The organism is Rathayibacter sp. AY1B6 (genome assembly GCF_002932755.1).
Taxonomy (GTDB): Bacteria; Actinomycetota; Actinomycetes; order Actinomycetales; family Microbacteriaceae; genus Rathayibacter.
The window spans coordinates 1-17,344 of sequence record NZ_PSWL01000036.1 but is presented as its reverse complement, the minus strand read 5'-3'; the positions used below and the strand labels follow the sequence as shown (position 1 = coordinate 17,344).

Sequence of the window (17,344 nt, the reverse complement as noted above, 5' to 3'; positions counted from 1 at the left end):
AGGAGGTGCGGAGGTTCACTGCTTGACGCTTCCGGCGGTCAGACCCGACTGCCAGTAGCGCTGCAGGAACAGGAACGCGATGACGATCGGGACGATCGTGAGCAGCGAGCCGGTGATCACGAGGTTGTAGATCGGCTGGGCTCCGACGCCGGTCGCCTGCGCGCTCCACTGGCTGAGGCCGACCGTGAGCGGATACCAGGTCGGCTCGCTGAGCATGATGAGCGGCAGGAAGTAGTTGTTCCAGGTGGCGACGACGGTGAGGAGGACGACCGTGACGATGCCCGGGGAGAGCAGTCGCAGCGAGATGGTGAAGAAAGTGCGGAACTCGCTCGACCCGTCCATGCGTGCCGCCTCGAGCAGCTCGGTCGGGACGGCCTCGGTGGCGAAGCTCCAGATGAGGTAGAGCGCGAAGGGGCTCACGAGCGAGGGCAGGATGACCGCCCAGGGCGTGTTCGTCAGTCCCACCTGGCTGAACATCAGGAAGGTCGGCACGGCCAGGGCGGTCCCGGGCACCGCCACCGCCCCGAGGATGAGGGCGAAGACGCCCCGCTTCCCGGGGAAGTCGAACTTGGCGAGTCCGTAGCCGGCGACCGTGGCGAGGAGTGTCGCTCCGCCCGCTCCGACGACGACGTAGAGCAGGGTGTTGGCGAACCACTGCAGGAACACGCCGTCGCGGTAGGTGAGTGTCTCGTAGATGTTCTGGAAGAGCGCGAACTCGCCGCCGAAGCCGAGGCCGAAGGTGGAGAGCAGATCGCTCTGGCTCTTGGTCGCGTTGATGAGGAGCCAGACCAGCGGGACCACTGAGTACACGACGAAGACGACCATCATGACGGCGAGCAGGATCGAGCGGCGCGGGCGTCGAGCGCGGGGGCTGGTGCGTGCGTAGGAGACGGTCATCTCAGCGCACCTCGGAGCGCTGTCCGCGCAGCTGCACGATGTAGGCGATAACGGCGGTCAGGAGCCCCATGACGATCGCCACCGTGGCCGAGTAGTTGTACTGCTGGCCTGCGAAGGAGAGGTTGTAGGCATACATGTTCGGGGTGAAGTAGGTGGAGATCACGTTGGGGGCCAGCACTTTCAGGAGGTTCGGTTCGTTGAAGAGCTGGAAGCTGCCGATGATCGAGAAGATGGTGGCGATCACGACCGCGCTGCGGATGGCCGGCAGCTTGATGCTCCACACCACTCGCAGGCCGCCCGCTCCGTCGAGGTCCGCCGCCTCGTAGATGTCGGCGGGGATGACCTTCAGTGCCGCGTAGAAGATGAGCATGTTGTAGCCCAGGAACTCCCAGGTGACGATGTTGCCGATCGAGCCCAGCACCCACTCCGAGCTGAACGGCTGCAGGATCTCCGCGCCGAGCAGATCGTTGACGCTGCCCGTGAGGCCGAACTGGTTGCCGTAGAGGAAGCCCCAGATCAGTGCTGCCACGACGCCGGGAACCGCGTAGGGCAGGAACAGCAGGATCCGGAACGCGCCTCGGCCGACGAGGTGGGCGCTGTCGATGGCGAGAGCGGCGACGAGGGAGAGCACCAGCATCACCGGGACCTGCACGACGAGGAACAGCGTGACGCGGCCCAGCGACTCCCAGAAGCGCGGGTCCTGCAGGAGGAGGACGTAGTTCTCCACTCCCACGAACGCGTTGCCGCCGACCAGCTGCTGGCGGAACAGGCTGAGGTAGATCGCGTAGACCACCGGCGCGACCAGGACCGCCAGAAACACGAGCATGAACGGGCCGATGAACCCCCAGCCCCGCCAGTCGCGGCGGGCGCGGCGGGCGCTCACCGGTCGGGCTGTCGTCAGAGACACCATCGTCGCTCCTCAGTCGTTGAGATTTTTGGTCACGTGACCATCTGGGTCCGGACTCTAGCATGGAGCCATGAGCAACGAGAAGGATCCCCGTGCGACGCCTCCTCCCGCGGCCCCGGTGCGCGCGGACGACCAGGATGTCTGAGGCGCACCGTCCCGGTGCGACGAGGCACAAGGGACCGTCTCAGAGCGACGTCGCCGAGCGGGCGGGGGTGTCGAAGCAGACGGTCTCGCGCGTCGCGAACGGGGCGCCCGAGGTCGACTCCTTCACCCGGGAGAAGGTCCTCCTGAGCATGACCGAGCTCGGCTACCGGCCCAATCGCGCGGCCCGCGCGCTCCGATCGGGCCGGTACCGGAACATCGGCGTGGTGCTCTCGACCCTCTCCTCGTTCGGCAACCGCCGAACCCTCGAGGCGATCTCCGCAGAGGCCAACCGGGCCGGGTACTCTCTCACGCTCATCACCGTGGACGTCTCCAGCCGGGACGAGACGAGCAACGCCTTCTCGGTGCTCGCCGACCAGGCCCTGGACGGCATCATCATCGTGCTCGAGCAGTTCCACTACCGAGACAACCCGGACGTGCACCTCCCGCCAGGCGTTCCCGTCGTCTCCCTGGACGCCAGCCGGGAGACCAGCCATCCCGTGGTCGACTCCGACCAGAGGCACGGCGCACTGCTCGCCACCCAGCATCTACTCGACCTCGGGCACGACACGGTCTGGCACGTCAGCGGACCGAGCGACAGCTTCGCGGCTCTGCGACGGGAGGCCGCCTGGCGGGAGGCGCTGCGTGAGCGCGGCATCGAACCGCCGGCCACCCTCGCCGGCGACTGGTCGACCGGATCGGGGTACCGCGCCGGAGTCACGCTGAGAGAGCGGGATGACGTCACCGCAGTGTTCGCCGCCAACGACCAGATGGCGCTAGGAGTCCTCCTCGCCTACCACGAGGCGGACATCCCCGTGCCCGGCCGGGTCAGCGTCGTGGGGTTCGATGACATCGAGGAGGCCGAGGCCTTCTGGCCCCCTCTGACGACGGTCCGCCAGAAATTGATGGAGGTCGGCCGTGTGAGCGTTCGGACACTCGTCGCGGTCATCGAGGGCCGCGAGGCCGTGGATGCTCGAACGACGGTCTCAACCGAACTGATCGTGCGGCGAAGCACGTCGTCCCCTCCTCCGCGAAATGGCAACGCGACCGATCATCGGGGTGGATGAAGCCGTCGGAGCGGCGATTCGAGGTCGACGGCAGGCGGCCGATCGGCGAGTGACGCGAGATGAGCACACGGCTCATCCGAAGATCCGCGGTGCGGCTGGGTGTGGACCGAGCCGAAGCGCTGGCTTGCGTGGACTCGCTGACCAGCGCGCGCCGTCCGGCTCGGCGGCGATCACGAGGGTGCAATGGTTGGTCGAGGGGATGTGCACGAGCGCGAACCGACGCCCGTGCGAGAAGCTGCCGGTGGGCGGGGGGGGTCCTGGTGGTCTCCTGCCCGGACGCGGACAGCGACAGTGCGGATCGGCTCAGCATGCTCTCCGCCTGGGACGGCAGCGCGTCCGGATCCGCGGTGGGCGAACGCGGGTGAAGACGCTGAGGGGGGACGACCTGCGCGCCGTCGCCCGAACCCTCTGCTGCGCCGCCTGCGTCGGCGATCAGTCCGCGGCTGCTGCGCCGAGCGCCGCCTGCACCGCGCGGATGCTCGATCCGAGCACACCCGAGGTCAGGAGTCCCGGACCGAGCGGGCCGGACGGGTCCTCACCGAGGAGCGGCAGGGTCCGCAGTGCCGCCCGCACCTGCCCGCTCATGTGCCCCAGCTGCCACCGGATCTCGGCCTCGCCGCCCTCCCGCGTCGAGGCCAGCCCGACCGCCTTCACTGCATAGGCGGCGGCGCCGAGCGCGTGAGCTCCCATGTGGGCGACGCCGGACGCCTGTCCCGCCGACCGCGCCGCAGCCTTCGCCGCCGGAGAGATCGCCGACTGCGCCGCACGACCCGCGACGAAGCGGAGCCGGATCTCCCCCGCCGCGTCCGACTCGCCCCGCGAGAAGGCTCGGGCGCGGGCGATGCCGTCCCGTGCCCGGACGTCGTCGGGGGCCTCGGCCTCGAAGAGGGGGAGCACCCTCTCCGCGCAGTCGGCGGCCCACACGGCGACGAGGCGACGATCGGCTTCGGACAACGACTGCGGGGACATGCCAGCACTCTCGCAGACGGCTCGAGCGTCCGTCCGTCCGGAGTCGCCCGTGGCCGCGGTCGTCGGGGCGGATGTGCCGGTAGTTCCCGCTCATCGGCGCCCGACCCGCGGAGGGGCTCGCGGCTAGAGCACGTCGGCGATCGCGGCGAACGTCCTGTCCGGGTCCTCGAGCTGCATGTCGTGGTGCACGCCCGGGAGCCGGCGCACCTGCCAGCCCCGCTGCTCGAGCCGCGCGGCCAGGGCGTCGGGCAGCACCGCCGGCGACTGGTCGGAGAGCACGATCGTCGACGGGACCGCCGGCGCCTCGACCGGGACCGGGTGGAAGGCGACGTCCCGGAACACGCCGACGGCCATCCGCGCGTCGAACCGCTTCTTCGCGTCGTCGAGGAGCTCCCGGGTCCCGGGGCTGCAGGCGGCGCGGACCGCGGCGCTCGCCCGCGCCTGCCCGAGCTGGGCGACGCCGAGCGACAGGAGCGGTGCCGCCCAGAACAGCCGTCCGGCGAGGCCGCTCGTCGGCAGCGACAGGGCGAACCCGGGATCGAGGTAGACGGCTCGGCCGGGCGCGAGCGCTGGGACGGCGCGCTGCAGCACCGCTCCGCCGAGCGAGTGGCCGACCACGCTGTGGAGCCCCGCCGGCAGCGACTCGACCAGATCGGCGGCCATGTCGTCGATCCGGTACGACTCCGCCCGTGCGCTCGCGCCGTGCCCGCGCAGATCGACGGCCGTGACGGTGCAGCGGCCGGTCGCGACGAGCCGCTCGACGAACGGCCCCCAGGTCGCCGCCGACGCGCCGAGCCCGTGCACCAGCCCGACGTGTCGCGGTCCGGATCCGGTGGTGATCGTCTGCAGGAGCATCCCCTGATCCTGCCCGAGGCGGTGCCCGAGGCCGAGGTGCCCAGCGGAGAGAGCCTGCGGCTGCACGCTCCGCGTCGATGATCGCGCCACACCTCCTGCCAGCGAGGTGCCCGCTCTTGACTCCGTCGACGAGCGCTGAGAAGTTCTCCGAATGCGGAGGGCACCCCGCTTTCCGTCCGAGCAGCCGAGACGAGAGGTTCTCCATGACAGCGATGAGCAGACCCACGGGAACGGTCGGCGGGATACCCCTCGTCGGGGCGGCCGGTCTCGTCGTCGGCGCGGTCCTGGGCGGAGCCGCCGTCTTCGCAGCGGGACACCTCCTCGACGACTCGAGATCGAGGATCACGATCCAGGACGTCACCCGCGCGGACCTGGACGGCCTCGAGCGGGCCGCCGCTCCGAGCAGGGACGCCTGCGGAGATCGTCGCGGGTGCGTGGAGGGCGTCGACGGGCCCGGGGCGTCGATCCACCGCTACCGCTCCCTCGATCTCGCGCGGCAGGCGACGGTCTACAACACGAGGGACGTCTACCGGTCGGACCGGCTCGTCATCGAGTTCGAACCCCACCTGGGTCCCGCTGAGCGGCACGACCTGATCCAGGTGATCGAAGGGACCTGGACCGGAAGCAGCGATTGACGGGCGTGAAGCGAGCCGGTCTCCCGAACCGAGCGGCTCGACGTCCGGCGAAGGGACACGTCGGTCCCGCGCCGCGAGCGCCTCCGCTCACTCGTCGTCGTCGACGAACGGTGGGAACGGTCCGATGTCGCCGGTGCGGAGGTTCCCGTAGTAGCTCGGCACCCAGGCCTCCTCGGGGACCCGTCCGACCACCGGCGACACGATGACGACGTGATCGAGGAACTCCTGCTCCCATACGAGGCAGTCCCGGTAGATGTGCCCGCGCAGCGGCCCGTCCACGTCACGGGCCGGCAGCTCCCTCGCGTGGACGGGGAGGAAGAGCGCGTTGACCGGCGTCATCGTGATCGTGTGGTCGATGTGGGGCTGCTCCGCCTCGACCTTGTCGAGCATCGCATCGACGAGCTGCTGAACGCCGTTGCTCACCGTGTCCTCGCTTCCTCGTCCGGGGGCCTCCCGCGTCCGCGAGGCCGGCCCCGCGACGACCGTATCCATCACGCGCCGCCCGGCTGAAGCCCGTGGCGCGAGCATCGGGGGCAGCGTCGCGAACTGCTCGGACGGCGTCGACGGGCGACCGGAGGACCGGGCCGGTCGACTGCGCGCCCAGCGCCGATCCTCCCCCGGAATGCCCACCGGACAGGGGCCTCCGCAGGGGGTCCGCTCCGCTGCGGTCCGGGCCTACGCTCGCCCCATGCACCTCCGCACTGTCGCGATCAGGCCCGGCGCCGCCGCCCTCGGGCCGGTCGGCGCGCCGCCTCGGACCGCGCTGGACGAGGTGCTCGCCCACCTGATCGCGGCGCTGGCGATCGGATCCGGCCTGCTGCTGATCCCGACGGGCGTCGGCGGAGTGCCGCTGCTCGCCACAGGATCGACCGGAGCGAGCGCCTTCGAGGCCTGGACGCTGATCCGCACCACCGTGGCGCTGCAGGTCGGCATCGCCGTGCTCGCGATCGGTCTCGGCGCCGTGGCGCGGACGCGCGGACCCGCGGGAACCCGAGCGGAGCGCTGGTGCGTGGTCGCCGCGATGAGCGCCGCGATCGGCGTGGTGCTGCTGGTCGTGCCGCCGGTCTGAGGACCCCCCGGGGAGCGTCGCCCACCAGTCTGTCCGGGTCGCCGCGCGCGCTCGTGACCGGACCGTCACCTCGCGCCGAGCGGCGTGATCGGATCGTTGCAGGATCCGGCACCGGCTGAGGTTCCGCATAGGACACACTCAGCGACAGGGGGCGAGCGTCCCCCGCTCATGGGGAAGCCGACCGCGATCAGCGGCTCGGAGGAAGCAGGAATCGTGCGCTCTGCGCGACGACGCCACGGCGTCACCGTCATCACCACTGCGGCACTGCTGGGGGCGCTCGCGTTCCCGTCCGTCGCTCTGGCCACCGAGGTCGTCCCGGACGCCGCCTCGAGTCCTGCACCGGCCGAGCCGGCTCCCACCGCGGAGCCGACCGCGACTCCGGAGCCCACGGCGACGCCGCAGCCGGCCTCGACTCCGGCGCCCACTCCGGCTCCGACCATCGCGCCCGTCGAGAGCGCGCAGTCGCCCCTGGCGATCGCCCTCGACCGCACCACCTACGAAGCGGGCTCGGCGTTCTCCGCGATCCCGTCGGCGGAGGGCTGGGCCGGCGGCCTGGACGTGTCCGGGACCGGTTTCCAGCCCGGCACCGTCGCCGTCGTCGTGCTCCGCGACGGCGACTCGGAGGAGGCCGTCACCACCAGCGTGATCACCGCCTCCGGCGAGCTCCGCCTCCGGGACTGGCTCCCCACCGACGCGGACGGCGTCGCGGTGGACCCCCATCTCCCGCTCCCCGGCGAGACGATCTCCGTCATCGCGGAGGGACTCGACGCCTCCGGCGCCCGTGTCGCCTCCGATGCCGTCGAGCTGACCGTGACGCAGCCCGACACGAGCGTCGTCTTCCAGAACCGGGAGGACGGCGGGGTGCTCCCGGCCGGTGCGGACATCCAGGTCGGAGAGTTCCGGATCCACGGCGTCGTCGCCTCGTTCCGCGGATTCGACCGCGGCGAGGACGTGTCCGTCACGCTCACCGCGCCCGACGGCAGCACCTCCGCCCTCGTGCCCCCCGCGCCGACCCCGCTCTCGGGCGAGGCCTTCGTCCTGCTCGACGCCGACACCATGGCGGACCAGCTGGGCACCTTCACCGTCACCGCCACGGGAGAGACCAGCGGACGCTCCGTGACGTCGTCGCTCGAGCAGGTCCCCTCGCGCACCGCGATCCGGATCTGGCCCCAGGGGGCTTCGCCCGAGCCCGCCCCGGCGGACGGACAGCCCACCAGCGGTGGCGCACTCCTCGGCTTCGGCGCGGACGAGACCGTCTCGATCGGCGTCTTCTCGACCTCGGGTGCGCGCCAGACGCTCACGGGCGGCGGCTCGAGCCTCGAGGTCGGCGTCGACGCGCTGGGCTGGAGCCTGATCTCCCTCGGCGAGTACCCGCTGCAGGACCCGGCGAGCGAGATCTACTGCGTCATCGCCCGCGGCACGTCGAGCGGTCTCGTGGCGAGCACCTCCTACGACTACACCCTGACGGAGGAGGACCCGATCGCCGGAGAGGCCGACTGCTCCGCCGCGGTCGCCGCGGTCACGGCGCACCCTGTCGGCGCCGGGCCCGCAGGGCACCCGGCCGGCTCCGGACCCGCTGCGCAGACGGGCGGCCACCGCCCTGTCCTCGCCTCGACCGGCGTCTCGACGACCGCGCCGCTCGCCCTGGCCGCCTTCGGCATCCTCGGCGGTCTCGCCCTGACGGTGCTCCGCCGCCGCGCGTAGACGGCCACGCACCGCGGACGACGAAGGCGCCCGGGCACACCGCCCGGGCGCCTTCGCGGTCGCGAGACCCGTCGGGTCAGTCGGACGGCACCGCGCAGGTCTCCTCCGCCGCGGTCTGACCCGGAGCGTCGACGGCGACGGGAGCGGGATCCGTCGGAGCCGCGCCGCCGTCCGCGGGCGCCTCCGCCGCGGGCGCCTCCTCCGCCGGAGCGTCGGATGCGAGGGTCACCGGCTGGTCGTCGAGGACGCGGTTCATGAGCTCGGCCCCGACCTCGGCGTTGGGCACGACCTTGCCCGGGTAGTCCGGGTCGTCGAGCGCCGGGTACTGCACGAACACCATCTTCGAGAGGTCGACGTCCTTCAGCGCGAGGGCGAGCGAGATCATCGTCGCCGGGCTCGTGAGCGACGTCGACAGGTGCACGTTCGAGGAGGTCGCCTGCGCGAGTCCGTAGAGGGCGGGGATGTTCGAGAGGGTGTCGGCCGAGCGGACGGTGCGCATCAGGGAGGCCAGGTACTGCTGCTGCGACGAGATGCGGCTGAGGTCGCTCTGGTCGCCGACGCCGTGGCGGCTGCGGAGGAACGAGAGGGCCATCGACCCGGAGACGGTCGAGGTGCCGGCGGGCAGGTCGAGGCCCGAGTCGGTGTCGAGGATCGGACCGGTGAGGCAGATCGGGACGCCGCCGACGGCGTTGCTCATCTCGATGACGCCGTTGAAGGACACCCAGCCGGCGTAGGGCACGGTCAGCCCGGTGAACTGCTGCAGGGTGTCGTTGACGCAGGCGAGCCCGCCGTACTGGAACGCGGAGTTGAGCGGGACGCCGGTGGTCGCCTCGGTGACGACGCCCGTCTCCGGATCGGTGCAGGCGGGACGGTCCAGGATCAGGTCGCGCGGGAAGCTGATCACCGTCGCGCTGCGGTGGTCGGCCGAGACGTGGAGAAGGATGTTCACGTCGTTGAGCGTGTCGTCGCGGACGCCGAACGTGTCGCCCTGCGTCGCGTCGTTGTCGGTGCCGACCACCAGGACGTCGAAGCCGCCCTCGACCGCGCCCATCTGCACGTTCCCCGCGGTGGGAGGAGCGACGCCCAGGTCGACCGCGTTGTCGGCGACGTTCCGGCTGATGCTCACCGTCGCGATCGCCACGAGCGAGGTGGCGCTGACGGCGAGGACGCCGACCACCGCCGCGATCCCGACCACGACTGTCCGCACCCCGGACCGCCGCCGGAGCCGCCCGTGCCGCACCGCGCGCTCGTGAACCCTCATGCGCTCCCACCCCTCGCCCCGCCCGCCCGTTGGCGGACGCAGTCGCTCGCCAGTGTAGGCAGGCGCCCTCCGACGCGGCGTGGAACGCCCCTGCTACGGTCGTGCGCGCATCGAGGAGCGGAGGAGGAGCCGTGGAACGCCGAGTCGTCGACCCCGTCACGCAGGTCGAGTGGATCGTCCCGCGCTTCGCGACGGAGGAGGGCACCCTCGCCCGCGCGCGGGCCGATCGGGAGGGGCGGCTCACGGATCTGCGCCTGTCCCCCGACCACTGCGCGGGGTATCCGCTCTGGGGAGTCGACGGCATGATCGACGATCCGGGTGCGGTCGGCGTCCCGGAGGCCCTGCTCGGACCGCTGCTCCGCTGGCAGGAGCTCTGGGCGTCCGGGTGCGACGTGTTCGAGGGCTGGAGGAGCGCCGAGGCGGAGGAGCGCTGGCTCGCCCTCGGCCGCGAGCTGCACACCGAGCTCGAAGCCGCCCTCTGGCTGACGACCCGGGTGCACGCCTCCTTCTGAGGGCGACGCGCTCGCAGCCCCCGGCCGCGGATCAGCGAGGCGGGCGACGCTCGGCTTCGCGCGACGGCACTCCTCGGCTGATCGGCGCGACGAGCCGCCCGGTCCGCTCGCTCCAGAGCGCGGCCACCGCGGAGCGACGCCGTTCCACCACTCCGACCATCACCGCGGCCGCAACGAGCAGCACGAAGCAGACGCTGTAGAGCAGGCCGAACGTCGGCGGCGGCGCGACGAAGACGGCCACGGCCGCGAAGGCGGGCACGATCCCGGCGAGCGTCAGCCACCAGCCGAGACAGGCGTGCTGAAGACTCCGGTACTCCTCCACGCTGACGACCTCGCACGGCACCCACACCCGGAGCACGGGACGCAGGCGATCGCGGTCATCACGAGAGAGGACCGTCCAGGTGGACCGGTAGAACCGCCCCCCGCCCAGCAGAAGGAGCGTGCCGCGCTCGTAGGCGGCTGCGGAATGGAGGACCGGCGCGGGCGCCGTCCGCTCCGTGCGCTCACCGAAGTCCGGCGGAGGCAGCGGCGTCGAGTCGGAGTCGGCTGCGCGGTCGGGCACCAGGAGCCCCTCGAGCCGATCGACCAGCACCCGGAAGCGCTCGTTCAGTCGCCGATCGGCGAGCCCTGTCGTCGTCTCCCGCAGCCCCCGAGGCGCCGACAGCCGGTACCGGAGGACGTCGTACGCTCCGTCATCACCGGACCGCAGACGCGATCGATCGTGGCGCAGGACGACGGCCCACTGCGGGCGCTCGTACTCCTCGAGCAGAGCGATCAGCGCGTCCAGCACAGCGACGACGTCCGATCGGTCGGGCATTGTGCGCCCCCCTCACCTCTTCTTCCGCGCCGATGCTACCGAGCCGCGCGGCCGAGCGGTGCTGAACGGTGGCCGGAGCAGGAGCCGCCGCCGCAACCCGTCCCCGGACCGGCCCCCGCATGCCTACCCTGGACGGTGCGCTCTCCTCGTCTTCTGCAGCAGGTCGTCGGCAAGCTCGGCGGGCAGCGGCCCGCGGCCCCGGTGAGCCGTCGAGCGCAGCGGGCACTCCTCGCCGAGCAGACGGTCCGCGGGGTGCTCGAGCTCGCCGTGCGGCTGGGCGAGACGCTGCTCTCGCTGGGGTCCGCGGCCGCCGAGGTGACCGAGACGATCCAGCGGGTGTGCCGCGCGTACGGCATCGAGTGCCAGGTCGACCTCACCTTCACGTCGATCCTGGTCGTGCACGACGGAGGCGACGACTCCCCCAGCGTGAGCGTGCTGCGGGTCGTCCCCTCCCGCAGCGCCGACTACGAGCGGCTCTCCCGCGTGACGGCGCTCGTCACCGCCATCACCGAGGGCTCGCCGGAGGTGCGCGTCGCCGACGCCGTCGACTCCGCCGAGGCCCGCGAGGAGGCGCGGCACCAGTTCGAGGCCGCGCACGACCGGCTCGACGCGATCCTCGTCCAGCCGCACCGCTACCGCCGCGGAGTCGTCACCCTCACGCTCGCGCTGATGGCGGCGGGCGTCGCGCTCCTGCTCGGCGGCGGACCCCTCGTCGTGCTCCTCGCCGCCGCGACGGCCGCCGCGATCGACCTGGTCAACCAGATGCTCGCCCGCTGGGGCCTGCCCGCCTTCTTCCAGCAGATCGCCGGTGCCGCACTGGCGACCGGAGTGGCGGTGGTGCTGCTCGCGGTCGTGCCGCGGCTGCCCGTGGAGCTGGCGGTGCTCCCGCCCGCGCTCGTCGTCGCGTCGGGGGTGGTCGTGCTCCTCGCCGGGCTCTCGTTCGTGGGAGCGGCGGACGACGCGATCAACGGGTTCCCGATCACGGCGGGCGGCCGGCTGCTCGAGGTCGGACTGCTGACGCTGGGCATCGTCGTCGGCATCGCCGTGGTGCTGGACGGCGCGCGCTCGCTCGGGGTCGAGCTGGTGCTGGTCGACTCCTACGCCCGCCCCTGGCCGGCCGCCGTGCAGGTGCTCGGCGCCGGGGTCGCGGCCGGCGCCTGGGCGCTCTCGTCGCACACCCCGCCGCGGCCCGCGCTCATCGCCGCCCTCACCGGCGCCGGCGCGTTCCTCGTCTCCGACTCGCTGACCACCTCGGGTTTCGCGCCGCTCATGGCCAACGCCCTCCCGGCGCTGGCGATCGGCCTGCTCGGCGAGATGCTGGCCGAGCGGATGCGGGTGCCCGCCGTGGTGACCACCGCGTGCGCGATCGTCCCCCTCCTGCCCGGCCTCACCCTCTACCGCGGCGTCCTCGGCCTCACCTCGAACGCCGGCCCGAGCGCCGGGATCGAGCTCCTGCTGCAGGCGGGCATGATCGCGCTGGGCCTCGCCGGCGGAGTCACGCTCGGCCGCATCGCCTACCGCAGGCTGCGCACTCCGATCGTGCGCGCCGTGGCGCCGGTCCGCGCCCGGACGCGTCGCGACCGCGGCATGGAGCAGGCCCTCGCCGCCGACGTCCTCTACCAGGACGACGCCGCGGCGGCCCCCGAGCAGCAGGCGGGCGCACCGGCCCCGGACGAGTCGTCCCCGGGCTCGCCCGCGCCGCTGCCGGACGAGCCGGCGACCACGGCGGAGGAGCCGTTCGTCCGGACCGGTGTCGTGCCGATCGTCAGCACGATCGGCGTGACGGAGCCGCTCCCGGTCGTTCCCGAGGAGGATCCGGCCGGACGGGACTGACGGACGACCGCGCCGAGCCCGGGATCGACAGACCGTGGGCCGCGAGGTGGTCCCTCAGGGCGCGGACGCCGGGCAGCCCGACCTGGTGCGCGACGAGCTCCGCTTCGATCGGCGTCACCGCCGGGTAGGTGCGCAGCAGCTTCTCCGCCGTCTCCGCTCGGGCGAGCCGCAGGGCGCCCTTCGCCGTGGTGCCGGTCGGTGCGAACGCGCGCTGCAGCCTCCGCTCGCTGACGGCGAGCTCGGCCGCGAGGCGGCGGACGGAGAGAGCCGGATCGCCGAGCCGTTCCCGGATGATCCGCCGCGCGCCGAGGACGAGGCGGCGGTCCGCGGGGTCGAGCGTCCGCGGCAGGTCCGGTCCGATCCGATCGAGGACGTCGGAGGCGAGCGCCTCCAGCGCCGTCCGGTAGCCGGTCGGGAGCGGGATCGACGACTCGTCGGTGCTCCCGAGGATCTCGTTGGCGAGCGCGGAGAGGGTCCGGACCCCTCGGAGGGCGCCCTCGACGAGCAGAGGCTCCTCCCCCAGCTGCAGGTCGAACCGGGAGGAGGTCGATCCGAAGACGATCTCGATCGTGCCGACCGGACCGGTGTTCCTCGTTCCGAGGACGCGCGTCGCCCGGGTGAACACGGCCTGCCCGCGCTCCACCCGGACGCTCCCGGAGGGGAGGAGGAGCTCGAGCGCGCCCTCGGTGACCATCGAGAGCGAGACGCCCGGCGAGCGCGACCCGCCCCAGCTCGTCTCCCCCGGTCCGCGGAGGATGCGCGCGAGGGCCAGATCCGGCGCCCGGTAGGTGTCCGCCACCAGCCGGAAGCCACGGGCGGCCGCTGCGGTGGCGAAGCCGCGCCCGCCGAGCCAGGCTGCCGCGCTCGCACCTCCGAGGCCCACTCTCCGCTCGAGCACCACCGGGTCGCTCCGCAGCATGCGCCCACCCCTCCCCTGTCGGCCTTCGGTCCGTCCTCCGTACACAACCACACGCGTGTTATCCGCGCCGAACGGACGACAATGCGACCGCTCCTGACGAGAAACCGTCCGATCGCCGCCGCGCCCTCGATCTGACGCCGCGTCTCGGTGACGATCGGTCAGATCCACCCGTCGGCTGCGGAGAAGAACCCGACACGCGCAGGCGGGCCGGTCGCCCTCCCGGGCGGCCGGACGGAGCCCTCGTCTGCGTCGCCGCATCGCCGGCGCCGACACGACACCGCGAACCGGACGGACCACCGTCCTCTAGGAGACATCCATGTCACACACCCCTCAGCTCGACGAGACATCGACGGACGCCCTGTCCGGGGCTGCGCGCGAGGCGACCTCCCGCCGGACGATCGTCCGCGGAGCCGTCTGGGCCGCGCCGGTCGTGGCGGCCACGATCGCCGCCCCGCTCGCGGCGGCGTCGACCGTCCCGACCGACCCGCAGGTCGACCTGGCGACGACGGTGCGGCGCCCGACCGAGGCCCCCGACGGTGCGGTCTCGGGCGGCGGGACCTTCAACGGCAATCCGATGTACAAGGGCTACCGGGACCTGACGTTCGTCACGACCTACCGCAACAACGGGCCCGACACGGTGCCCGCCGGCTCCGTCATCGGCTTCGGCCTGGCGTTCGCCGGCTACTGGGACTCGCTCGCGGTGCAGGAGAACCCCGCCTCGATCCCGCTGACCGACCTCGGCATCGACACCAGCGCGACCACCAAACTCGAGGAGGATCCCAACGTCTCGGTCAACATCAAGTGGTGGTCCCAGCGCGTGGAGAAGCCGCTCGCTCCGGGAGAGGTCTTCAACCTGACCTACAAGGCCCAGCTCCGGGATCGTCCGTCGAACCCGTCGGGTGTGGGCTTCCCGAAGTACGGCTCGCTCTCGTTGCGGTCGCGGTCGCGCATCATGGTGGGGTCGTCGGGCGCCGTCGACTCGAACGCCGAGAACAATCGCGACGTCAGCGACCGGTATTTCGCGATCGACAACACCGCCAGCTCCCGCGGCTAGCCCCTCCCCGCACAGCACGGCTCCTCCTCTCGGCGGGTCGACCCCCTCGGGTCGGCCCGCCTCCGTCGTGCGGCCGTGACGAGTGCGGATCCGTGCCTCGACCCACGCGGAGCCGCCGCTCCGATCAGTCCGCGCCGCTGCGCACGACCGCGGTCCGGCGGGTGTCGATCACGATCACCGAGCCGAGGACGATCAGGGCGAGCGACACCGAGGCGAGCGTGTCGGTCAGCCAGTGGTAGCCGAGGTAGAGCCGGGCGACGATCTGGCCGGCGATCATCCCGAGCGAGAGCGCGAACCCGCCGATCATCCAGCTCCGGGAGGAGCGACGGGAGGCGAGCAGGAACGTGGTGATCAGGAAGAAGTCGCTCACGCCGGTGACATGGCCGGAGGGGAACGAGAAGGTCCCGTCGGGCCCGAGCAGCATGTACTCGACCGGCGGGCGCATCCGCATCACGAGGTGGGCGGCCAGCTGCACGCTGAGCATCCCCACGAGCATGCCGCCGGCCAGGAGGATCGGCCGCCAGAGATGCCGCGCGAGCACGAACCAGAGCACGAGCACGGCCAGGATGATGACCGGCAGGTAGACCGGCCCGAAGACGGTGGCGAGCGCGTCCATCACGACCGTGCCCTCGGCGGAGCGCTTCTCGCGGAACCACTCGGCCACGACCGGGTCGAGGACGGTGAGACCGGTGCCGCTCGCGACCTGCGCGGTGAACGCCGCGAAGAGGACGACGCCGACGCCGATCAGGACGGAGCCGACCCGGTCGAGGCCGCGGCGCGCCTCCGGGGCCATCACGCGCTCCTCGACGAGGAAGCGCTGGTGGAAGCGGGCGCGGCGCGAGAGGGCGGGGGTGCTCATCCGCTCACCCTAGGGCTGCGGAGGAGCCGCCGACCGGGCCGTTCGCTCAGCGACCTGCCGCGAAGTGCGTCTGGATCTGCTCCGGCGTGAGGACCGTCGAGTACACCGCGGCGTAGCGCAGGCTCCCGCCGAAGTACGACGAGCCGACGTTCGGCCACTGGCCGCCGAGGCTGTCGTACCCGATCTTCCAGGTGCCCGTCGTGTTCTCGGCCGTGCGGTAGCTGCTGTTGGAGGCGACCTTCACACCGTCGACCCACAGCGCGACGCCCGCCGTCGGCGAGAGCGTGGAGACGACGTGGTGCCAGAGCCCGTCGTTGACGGCGCGGGGGCTCGTGATCGTCTGCGCGGCGCCGTTGTAGACGCCGAAGACGAGCTTGCCGTCGGCGCCGATGTAGGTGTGGCGGTCGTACTGGCCACCGGGAGCGGTGGCTCCCGCGCTGAAGCTGAAGAGCTTGCCGCCGGCGTTCGTGGTCTTGAACCAGATCTCGGTACTGAAGGTGCCGGGGTTCCTGAGCTCCAGCGGCGTGCTCAGGTACTGGTTGGTGCCGTTCGGCGTCCAGGAGCCGCCCGCGTCGCGCGGGCAGGCCTTGGGCGTCGCGGCGGAGCTGACCATCGCGGTCGGGAAGAGGCTGGTGGAGCGGTAGGTGCCCGGGTACTGGCCGGAGTCCGTGTCGGGCGCGGTCGTCGATCCGCTCGGCTGCGCGAGCGTGTAGGCGAAGAGCGCGGCTCCGCGGTCGGCGGCGAGGGCGCCGTCGCAGGTGAAGAACGCGGCGGCGCTGCCGACTGTGTTTGTCGAGTTCACGATCGATGCGGTGTACGCGCCCGAGGTGGCGGGGGCGGTGAGCAGCACGGCGGTCAGGGCGGCGGCGGCGAGGGCGGCGGCGACCGCCCGCGGCCGGGCGAGGAGGGTGCGCAGCCGCGCGGCCGGAGAGGCGCCGGAGAGGCGGTGCCGGCTCATGCCGTCTCCTCCGCGCGGGCGGCGCGGCGGCCTCGCTCGGCGGTCCGCTCCGGCTCGCCGGGGAGGCCGACGAAGACCGTGTAGAGCACCGGGATCGCGCAGAGCAGGACGAAGAGGACCCAGCCCCAGAACGGCAGGTGCAGAGCGGAGGAGAGCGCGTAGGCGTCTCCGTCGTGCGCCGGGATCCGCAGGCGGCCGACCTGTCCGGAGACCAGGTCGACCGGGTCGGCGCCCTCGGCGCTCACGCGGATGGGGAGGACGCCCGTCGAGACGAGCGTGGCGTTCGTCGTGCCGCTGTCGACCGTGGCCTCGAGGACGACGATGCCGACGAGCGGTCGCAGCACGAAGACGGTGACGGACGCGACGAGCGAGAGGCCGAGGATCCGCATCGACGCCCGCTGGGTGGGCGAGGCGATGAAGCGGGTGAGCAGCTGCACGAGGACGGCGCCGATGATCAGCAGCGGCAGGCCGCGCACGAGCCAGCCGAGCACCGGCAGCGCCGTGGTGACGACTCCGATGAGCTGGTCCTGGCCGGTGGCCCACGGATCGACGGCGCCGTTGATGTCGCCCCGGGTGCGGAGCGTGCCGTCGTCCGCGATCTCGACGACCCGGTGGGTGTAGGTCTCGTCGGGCGTGGTGGTGGGGTGGAAGCTGACCGCGTCGCCGACCCGGACGTCCTCGAGGGCCGTCGGCTCGGTGAGGACGAGGGTGCCGACCGGGGCGGCCGTGCCCATGGAGGGCGTCTGCACGATGAACCAGCGTCCGCCGGACGCGTGGAACAGGAGCGCCGCCGCGACCAGGACGGCCAGCAGGGCGGTGGTCGCCACGATCAGGGCGGTGCGGAGGAGGGACCGGCGGGGACGGTCGGTGCGGGGACGGGCCGGCGG

Annotated in this window: 18 protein-coding genes; 7 read left to right on the top strand and 11 right to left on the bottom strand. The window is 72.4% G+C overall.

Annotated features, from left to right (window positions below; translation table 11 throughout):
- Positions 1-15 precede the first annotated feature (15 nt).
- Positions 16-897 (bottom strand): carbohydrate ABC transporter permease, encoded by an 882-nt coding sequence (locus C5D08_RS15650; protein WP_104223309.1) that lies wholly within the window; start codon positions 895-897, stop codon positions 16-18.
- A gap of 1 nt (position 898) precedes the next feature.
- Positions 899-1,807 carry a carbohydrate ABC transporter permease gene (locus C5D08_RS15645; RefSeq protein ID WP_104223310.1) on the bottom strand — a complete coding sequence of 303 codons (909 nt, stop codon included), beginning with the start codon at positions 1,805-1,807 and terminating at the stop codon, positions 899-901.
- 134 nt (positions 1,808-1,941) lie between these two features.
- On the opposite strand from C5D08_RS15645, the gene C5D08_RS15640 reads away from it, so the two are divergent.
- Positions 1,942-3,012 carry a LacI family DNA-binding transcriptional regulator gene (locus C5D08_RS15640; RefSeq protein ID WP_104223311.1) on the top strand — a complete coding sequence of 357 codons (1,071 nt, stop codon included), beginning with the start codon at positions 1,942-1,944 and terminating at the stop codon, positions 3,010-3,012.
- A 432-nt stretch (positions 3,013-3,444) separates the two neighbouring features.
- Here the strand turns inward: C5D08_RS15640 and C5D08_RS15635 are convergent, their stop codons facing one another.
- Entirely contained in the window at positions 3,445-3,981 is a 537-nt protein-coding gene (locus tag C5D08_RS15635) for a putative immunity protein (RefSeq protein WP_104277807.1), read from the bottom strand.
- 123 nt (positions 3,982-4,104) lie between these two features.
- The gene (locus C5D08_RS15630; protein WP_104277806.1) at positions 4,105-4,836 is read right to left on the bottom strand and encodes an alpha/beta fold hydrolase; all 732 of its coding nucleotides are present in this window, start codon (positions 4,834-4,836) and stop codon (positions 4,105-4,107) included.
- Positions 4,837-5,048: 212 nt separating this feature from the next.
- On the opposite strand from C5D08_RS15630, the gene C5D08_RS15625 reads away from it, so the two are divergent.
- Positions 5,049-5,471 (top strand): hypothetical protein, encoded by a 423-nt coding sequence (locus tag C5D08_RS15625; protein WP_104291826.1) that lies wholly within the window; start codon positions 5,049-5,051, stop codon positions 5,469-5,471.
- A gap of 87 nt (positions 5,472-5,558) precedes the next feature.
- Here C5D08_RS15625 and C5D08_RS15620 read toward each other — a convergent pair whose 3' ends face one another.
- Positions 5,559-5,894 (bottom strand): hypothetical protein, encoded by a 336-nt coding sequence (locus C5D08_RS15620; protein WP_104255926.1) that lies wholly within the window; start codon positions 5,892-5,894, stop codon positions 5,559-5,561.
- A gap of 265 nt (positions 5,895-6,159) precedes the next feature.
- Between C5D08_RS15620 and C5D08_RS15615 the strand changes: the two genes are divergently transcribed.
- Both C5D08_RS15615 and C5D08_RS15610 read left to right on the top strand, forming a co-directional pair.
- Positions 6,160-6,540, top strand: a complete 381-nt coding sequence (locus C5D08_RS15615; protein ID WP_104277804.1) for a hypothetical protein — start codon at positions 6,160-6,162, stop codon at positions 6,538-6,540.
- Positions 6,541-6,753: 213 nt separating this feature from the next.
- Positions 6,754-8,244, top strand: coding sequence for a hypothetical protein (locus tag C5D08_RS15610; RefSeq protein WP_146086143.1), 1,491 nt, complete (start codon positions 6,754-6,756; stop codon positions 8,242-8,244).
- 76 nt (positions 8,245-8,320) lie between these two features.
- Here the strand turns inward: C5D08_RS15610 and C5D08_RS15605 are convergent, their stop codons facing one another.
- Positions 8,321-9,505 (bottom strand): LCP family protein, encoded by a 1,185-nt coding sequence (locus C5D08_RS15605; RefSeq protein WP_146086144.1) that lies wholly within the window; start codon positions 9,503-9,505, stop codon positions 8,321-8,323.
- Positions 9,506-9,636: 131 nt separating this feature from the next.
- On the opposite strand from C5D08_RS15605, the gene C5D08_RS15600 reads away from it, so the two are divergent.
- Entirely contained in the window at positions 9,637-10,017 is a 381-nt protein-coding gene (locus C5D08_RS15600; RefSeq protein WP_104277801.1) for a hypothetical protein, read from the top strand.
- A 31-nt stretch (positions 10,018-10,048) separates the two neighbouring features.
- Here the strand turns inward: C5D08_RS15600 and C5D08_RS17130 are convergent, their stop codons facing one another.
- Positions 10,049-10,834 carry a hypothetical protein gene (locus C5D08_RS17130; protein ID WP_181110267.1) on the bottom strand — a complete coding sequence of 262 codons (786 nt, stop codon included), beginning with the start codon at positions 10,832-10,834 and terminating at the stop codon, positions 10,049-10,051.
- 135 nt (positions 10,835-10,969) lie between these two features.
- Here C5D08_RS17130 and C5D08_RS15590 point away from each other — a divergent pair, with 135 nt between their 5' ends.
- The gene (locus C5D08_RS15590) at positions 10,970-12,667 is read left to right on the top strand and encodes a threonine/serine exporter ThrE family protein (RefSeq protein ID WP_181110269.1); all 1,698 of its coding nucleotides are present in this window, start codon (positions 10,970-10,972) and stop codon (positions 12,665-12,667) included.
- Here the strand turns inward: C5D08_RS15590 and C5D08_RS15585 are convergent.
- On the bottom strand, positions 12,600-13,586 hold the full coding sequence (locus C5D08_RS15585) for an AraC family transcriptional regulator (RefSeq protein WP_104277798.1): 987 nt from the start codon (positions 13,584-13,586) through the stop codon (positions 12,600-12,602). The two genes, C5D08_RS15590 and C5D08_RS15585, sit on opposite strands and share 68 nt — an antisense overlap.
- Positions 13,587-13,902: 316 nt before the next feature.
- Here C5D08_RS15585 and C5D08_RS15580 point away from each other — a divergent pair, with 316 nt between their 5' ends.
- Positions 13,903-14,640, top strand: coding sequence for a hypothetical protein (locus C5D08_RS15580; protein WP_104277797.1), 738 nt, complete (start codon positions 13,903-13,905; stop codon positions 14,638-14,640).
- A gap of 124 nt (positions 14,641-14,764) precedes the next feature.
- Here the strand turns inward: C5D08_RS15580 and C5D08_RS15575 are convergent, their stop codons facing one another.
- The 3 genes from C5D08_RS15575 to C5D08_RS15565 all read right to left on the bottom strand — a co-directional run.
- A complete protein-coding gene (locus tag C5D08_RS15575; RefSeq protein ID WP_104277796.1) occupies positions 14,765-15,499 on the bottom strand; it encodes a phosphatase PAP2 family protein in 735 nt (244 codons plus the stop codon).
- A gap of 46 nt (positions 15,500-15,545) precedes the next feature.
- Positions 15,546-16,457 (bottom strand): LamG domain-containing protein, encoded by a 912-nt coding sequence (locus C5D08_RS15570; RefSeq protein WP_104277795.1) that lies wholly within the window; start codon positions 16,455-16,457, stop codon positions 15,546-15,548.
- The coding region (locus tag C5D08_RS15565) for a S26 family signal peptidase (RefSeq protein WP_104277794.1) at positions 16,454-17,344 on the bottom strand (891 nt) is incomplete at its 5' end. The genes C5D08_RS15570 and C5D08_RS15565, both read right to left, overlap by 4 nt.